This window comes from Arthrobacter sp. CAL618, assembly GCF_000468215.1.
Lineage (GTDB): Bacteria > Actinomycetota > Actinomycetes > Actinomycetales > Micrococcaceae > Arthrobacter_D.
This window is the reverse complement of record NZ_ASZW01000208.1, coordinates 2063-5554: the sequence shown is the minus strand read 5'-3', so window position 1 is coordinate 5554 and position 3492 is coordinate 2063. Positions and strand designations below refer to the sequence as shown.

At 68.4% G+C, this 3492-nt stretch carries 4 protein-coding genes (1 of these 4 running past the window's edge); all 4 read left to right on the top strand.

The annotated features are described in order from the left end of the window. On the top strand, positions 1–421 hold the 3' portion of the coding sequence (locus K728_RS0112505; RefSeq protein ID WP_443110976.1) for an IclR family transcriptional regulator. Its footprint begins 323 nt before the window's first position; only the last 421 of its 744 coding nucleotides appear in the window; the start codon falls outside the window, past its left edge; the stop codon is at positions 419–421. Then, positions 418–2112 carry a urocanate hydratase gene (hutU, locus tag K728_RS0112500; protein ID WP_024476926.1) on the top strand — a complete coding sequence of 565 codons (1695 nt, stop codon included), beginning with the start codon at positions 418–420 and terminating at the stop codon, positions 2110–2112. The genes K728_RS0112505 and hutU overlap by 4 nt, the downstream gene beginning before the upstream one ends. Before the next feature lie 48 nt (positions 2113–2160). Beyond that, complete coding sequence (locus tag K728_RS0112495) at positions 2161–3387, top strand: allantoate amidohydrolase (protein ID WP_024476925.1); 1227 nt, start codon at positions 2161–2163, stop codon at positions 3385–3387. Continuing rightward, a partial coding sequence (locus K728_RS23270) for a hypothetical protein (RefSeq protein ID WP_443110979.1) occupies positions 3384–3492 on the top strand: 109 nt, incomplete at its 3' end. The genes K728_RS0112495 and K728_RS23270, both read left to right, overlap by 4 nt.

Genomic DNA, 3492 nt, shown 5'->3' with positions numbered 1-3492 from the left:
GGGGGAGTCCGCCTACCTGAACGTCCCAGCCGATGACGGCCACGGCATCTACATTGCCGTGCGCGAGGGAACCCACTCGGTCCGACACACCAGCTGGGTGGGTCGTCGCATTCCCCTGACCGGGACCGCCGCCGGCAAGGTCCTCGCCGGGGAGGCTCCGTCATGCGGCTACGTCGTGGTCCGCAACGGTATCGAACCCGACGTCACCGCTGTCGCCGCCCCGGTGATGATCGGTGACCGGATCGCCGCCTCGCTCAGCGTGGTGGTTCCCAGTTACCGCATCAGCGAGCAACAGGCCGTCACCCTCGGCGAACTGGTCGCAGCCGAAGCCCGCAGCATCCTCAACACGTCCACCACCAACACCCCCGCTCCCGGCGGCACCCATCCGGGAGACACCGAAATTCAGGGAGAATCCGCATGAGCAAGTCGTTCACTCAGCACGACCCAACCCGTTCCATCCGCGCGGCGCGGGGCACCACCCTCACCGCCAAGAGCTGGCAGACCGAGGCGCCCCTGCGCATGCTCATGAACAACCTGGACCCCGAAGTCGCCGAACGCCCCGAGGACCTGGTGGTCTACGGCGGCACCGGCCGTGCCGCACGCAGCTGGGAAGCCTACGACGCCATCGTCCGATCCCTCGAGGACCTCGAAGACGACGAGACACTCCTGGTGCAGTCCGGCAAGCCCGTCGGTATCTTCCGCACCAACACGTGGGCCCCACGCGTCCTGCTGGCCAACTCCAACCTGGTGGGGGACTGGGCCACCTGGCCCGAATTCCGGAAGCTCGAAGCCGAGGGCCTGATGATGTACGGGCAGATGACCGCCGGATCGTGGATCTACATCGGTACCCAGGGCATCCTGCAGGGCACCTACGAGACCTTCGCCGCAGTCGCCCGCAAACTGGGCAAGTCCCCGACCGCCACCCTCGCTGGCACGCTGACCCTGACCGCCGGGTGCGGTGGCATGGGCGGCGCCCAGCCGCTCGCGGTCACCTTGAACGGCGGAGCGGTGCTGATTGTTGACGTCGACCGGTCCCGCCTTGAGCGCCGCGCCGCCAAACGCTACCTCGACGTCGTCGCCACCGATCTGGAAGACGGCCTGCGCCAAGTGCTGGCAGCCAAAGAGGAGAAACGCGCACTGTCGGTCGGGGTCGTCGGGAATGCCGCCGAAGTCTTCCCCGAACTGCTGCGCCGCCACCTGGCCGGGAAGCTCACCATCGACATTGTCACCGACCAGACGTCGGCGCACGATCCGCTGAGCTACCTGCCGGAGGGCATGTCAACCGAAGAGTGGGACCGGGAGGCGAAGGGTGATCCCGACGGGTTCACCAAAAAGGCGCAGACCTCAATGGCTCACCATGTCGAGGCGATGGTCGGCTTCCAGGACGCCGGCGCCGAAGTCTTCGATTACGGCAACTCCATCCGCGACGAGGCCCGCCAGGGCGGCTACGCGCGGGCCTTCGAGTTCCCCGGCTTTGTCCCCGCCTACATCCGGCCCTTGTTCTGCGAGGGAATGGGGCCGTTCCGCTGGGTGGCGCTCTCCGGCGATCCCGCCGATATTGCCGTTACCGATGCCGCGCTGAAGGAGCTGTTCCCCGGGAACGAGCACCTGCACCGCTGGCTCGACGCCGCCGGGGACCTGGTCGAGTTCGAAGGCCTGCCGGCACGGATCTGCTGGCTCGGCTACGGCGACCGCGCCAAAGCCGGGCTGCTGTTCAACCAGCTGGTCGCCGACGGCAGGGTATCCGCGCCCATCGTGATCGGGCGCGACCACCTCGACTCCGGGTCGGTGGCGTCACCCTACCGGGAGACCGAGGCCATGGCCGACGGGTCCGACGCCGTCGCCGACTGGCCGCTCCTCAACGCGCTCCTGAACACGTCCTCGGGAGCCACCTGGGTCTCCATCCACCACGGCGGCGGGGTCGGCATCGGGCGTTCCATTCACGCCGGGCAGGTATCGGTGGCGGACGGTACCCCACTGGCTGCGGAGAAGCTGGAACGGCTGCTGACCAACGATCCCGGCATGGGCGTCATCCGCCACGTCGACGCTGGATATCAGCGCGCGTCCGACGTCGCAGCGGAACGTGGGGTCCGGATCCCCATGGCAGACTGACAATCAACCGGCCCGGCACTTCTGTCCGCAGGCCCTGGAGAGGTTTTTATGACTACCGTAAGTGACATGCTCGGAGCCATTTCCGACGTCGGACGCGACTCCGTTCGGGGCGGGTATTCACGGCCGGTGTTCTCCTCGGCCGAACTGGAGTTGCGCGAATGGTTCACCGCCGAAGCCACGAAACTCGGTCTTGAGGTCAGCACCGACCGCAATGGGATCCTGTGGGGCTGGTGGGACGCCGAATCGGGTGACCGCACCGGCGCGCTGGTCACCGGCAGCCATCTGGACTCGGTGCCCGGGGGCGGAGCGTTCGACGGGCCACTCGGTGTCGCCGCAGCCCTGGCCGCCGTCGACGTACTGAAGGAACGCGGCGTCGAACCCCGGCGCGGCCTCGCCGTGACCGTTTTCCCCGAAGAGGAAGGCTCCCGGTTCGGCGTAGCGTGTCTGGGGTCGCGCCTGCTCACCGGTGCCATCGACGCCGACCGGGTGCGGAACCTCAAGGACCCGGCAGGCAACACTTTCGCCGACGTCAGCCGCGCCAATGGGCTGGACCCGAAACACCTCGGGCGCGATGAGGAAGCGCTGCGGACCATCGGCGACTTCATTGAACTCCATGTCGAACAGGGCAGGGCCTTGATCGACCTGGACTCCCCGGTCGGCGTCGGCTCGTCCATCCTCGGCCACGGGCGCTGGCGGCTCACCGTCCAGGGTCAGGGCAACCACGCCGGCACCACCCTGATGGCCGACCGCGCCGATCCGATGGTCGTCGCCGCGCAGATCGTGCTCGCTATCCGCCGGACCGCCGCCAGCCAGGACGACGCGCGTGCCACGGTCGGGCGCCTGCAGCCGGTGCCGGGCGGGACCAACGTCATCGCCTCCCGCGTCGACCTCTGGCTCGACGTCCGCCACCCCGACGACTCGGTGACCGCGGCGCTGGTGGAATCCATCCATGGCCAGGCTCAGAAGGCCGCAGCCTTCGAAGGCTGCTCGGTCACCCTCACCGAGGAATCCTTCAGCAGCACCGTCCACTTCGACGCGCCCCTGCAACGCCAGCTCCAGAACTCCCTCCGCTGCACCACCTCCGAGCACCAGGTGCCCGCCCTGCCGACCGGCGCGGGCCACGACGCCGGCGTCCTGGCCGGCTACGTACCCTCCGGCATGGTCTACATCCGAAACCCGACGGGCATCAGCCACTCGCCGGAAGAGTTCGTTGAGGACACCGATGCAAACCTTGCCGCCAGCGCGCTCGCCGACGTACTGGAGGACCTGCTGTGATCACCTTCTGGTGCGAGCAGGCCTGGGTCGCTGGCCGCGGAATCCAGCCGCGCGTCCGCATCGAGGCCGACGACGGCGGCACCATCACCGCGGTGACGGCCGGCG